The following is a 1,952-nucleotide window of genomic DNA, read 5'->3' on the forward strand; positions in this document are numbered from 1 at the left end:
GGAGCGGTGGGCTTCATTGCGCTGGCGGGCGTGGCGGCCGAATTCGGCGTGATCATGCTCATGTATCTCAAACTGGCCTGGACCGCCCGGCAGGAGCGGGGCCAGACCAGCGAAGCCGACTTGCTGGACGCGATCCGCGAAGGGGCGGTGCTTCGTGTGCGGCCCAAAGCCATGACGGTGGCCGTGATCCTGGCGGGCTTGTTGCCCATCATGTGGGGCACGGGGACCGGCAGTGAAGTGATGCAGCGCATTGCCGCGCCCATGGTGGGTGGCATGTTGACCGCACCGCTGCTGTCGATGTTCGTGGTGCCGGCGGCGTTCTTGTTGATGCGGCGTTCGGCCTTGAAGGCATGACCGCGGGGTCGGCGCCAGCGTTGCCCGGCACGAGGCGTTGCCGGCTCAATCCAAGCGCAGCCGCAGCAGCGCGCGCACAAAACCGTGGTCGCTCAAAGTACGGTCACGGCCTTCGAACAGGTGGTCGTTGAAGACTTCGACGCGCCGCACGTCGCCGATGGCGCGGCGGCTGGTCGCCACGAACTCCTCGCTCACCAGCAACTGGTCCAGCACCTCGGGGTAGCCCTGGTGGATGTGGGAATAGGCCACGTCGCGCCGCAGCGCGGCCTCGCCTTGCACGTCCCAGGCGCTGAACAAGGCGGTGTCGCGCGAGGCCTTGTCGTAGGCCACTTGCGAGGTGGCGGCAATCAGCTGGGTGGTGACGCTGTGCGGGCTGTCGTTGAGGTCCCCCATGACCAGCAAAGGCATGCGGGTGCGGTGCAGCAGTTCCACCACCTTCAGGCGCAGCGCCAGGGCTTCGCTGGCGCGCATGAGCAGCGAGCGCAGCGAGGCCACGGCCTGGGTGCTGGGGTCGTCCGGGTCTTCCACCAGCTTGCCATCGGCGTCTTGCAAAAACTTGGGCCGTTTGGACTTGAGGTGGGCGGTGATGACCTGCAGTTCTTGCCCATGTTTCATGCGCAACGTGGCCAGCAAGGGCGGGCGCTCGAACCGGACGTGGGCGCCCAGGCCGGGCACGTCCACCACGGCGGCGGTGGGGAACTCCACCAGGGATTCGGCGGACAGCACCTTCAAACGGCTGACCAGACCCACGCGCGGCGTGCCTTGCGCACCGGTTTGCCCGGGACCGTTTTCCGCGCCCGGCACCGAAACAAAGCTGTAGTTCAACCCGCTGTGGGCCACCGCCGCGCGCAGGGCTTCTTCGTCCCAGACTTCTTGAACCGCCAGCACGTCGGCGTTCAAACTGTGGAAGCGTTGCCCCAGCCACTGCACTTTGCGCTCGAATTCGTGCGGGCTGTATGGCTTCTGACCGGCGTAAAAAGTGCGGTCGGGCAGGGCCAGGTTGAGCACATTGCAGGTGGCCGCCATCAAGGTGGCGTAGCGCGGTTGAGCAGTGGGATTCATGTTGCCACTGTAACCAGCGCGGGTGCGCGGGCAAACAACAGCCGCACCGTGAGACCCCCTCCGGGCGTGTCGAGCAGCGCGAGTTCGGCGTGGTGGCGCAGGGCAATTTCTCGCACGATGGACAGGCCCAGGCCGCTGCCCGTGGCGTTGGCGTCTGCGCTGAGGTGGGCCAGGCGCACAAAACGATCGAGCACACGTTGCCGGTCCGCCTGCGCTATGCCGGGGCCGCTGTCGCTCACTTCCAGCGCCACTTGTGCATCGCCCACGGCCTGCAGGCGCAGATCGACACGGGCACCGGGTGGGGTATAGCGCAAGGCGTTGTCCACCAGGTTGTCGAGCAGGGCGCGCAAGGCATGGGGATCGCCCAGCACCCACGTGGCCTCGGCGTTTTCCACCCCCAGGTCGATGCCGCGTTCTTCGGCCCGTGCCGAAAAGGTGCCCACCACCTGGCGCACCAGCGCATCGAGCGGCACCAGCGTCTGCTCGGGCTTGCGTGCATCGGGTTCGAGCCGGGCCATTTGCAGCAATTGCGCCAC

General features: G+C 66.9%; 3 protein-coding genes. 1 reads left to right on the forward strand and 2 read right to left on the reverse strand.

The genetic code is table 11. From position 1 onward, the window contains the following. Window positions 1–354: efflux RND transporter permease subunit (locus ABYB95_RS22585; protein ID WP_372662300.1), on the forward strand; the 354-nt coding region annotated here is incomplete at its 5' end. A 45-nt stretch (window positions 355–399) separates the two neighbouring features. On the opposite strand, the gene ABYB95_RS22590 is transcribed toward ABYB95_RS22585, so the two are convergent. Continuing rightward, window positions 400–1,416 carry an endonuclease/exonuclease/phosphatase family protein gene (locus ABYB95_RS22590; RefSeq protein ID WP_372662302.1) on the reverse strand — a complete coding sequence of 339 codons (1,017 nt, stop codon included), beginning with the start codon at window positions 1,414–1,416 and terminating at the stop codon, window positions 400–402. Next, window positions 1,413–1,952: sensor histidine kinase (locus tag ABYB95_RS22595; RefSeq protein ID WP_372662305.1), on the reverse strand; the 540-nt coding region annotated here is incomplete at its 5' end. The genes ABYB95_RS22590 and ABYB95_RS22595, both read right to left, overlap by 4 nt.

The organism is Hydrogenophaga sp. (genome assembly GCF_041633695.1).
Lineage (GTDB): Bacteria > Pseudomonadota > Gammaproteobacteria > Burkholderiales > Burkholderiaceae_C > Hydrogenophaga.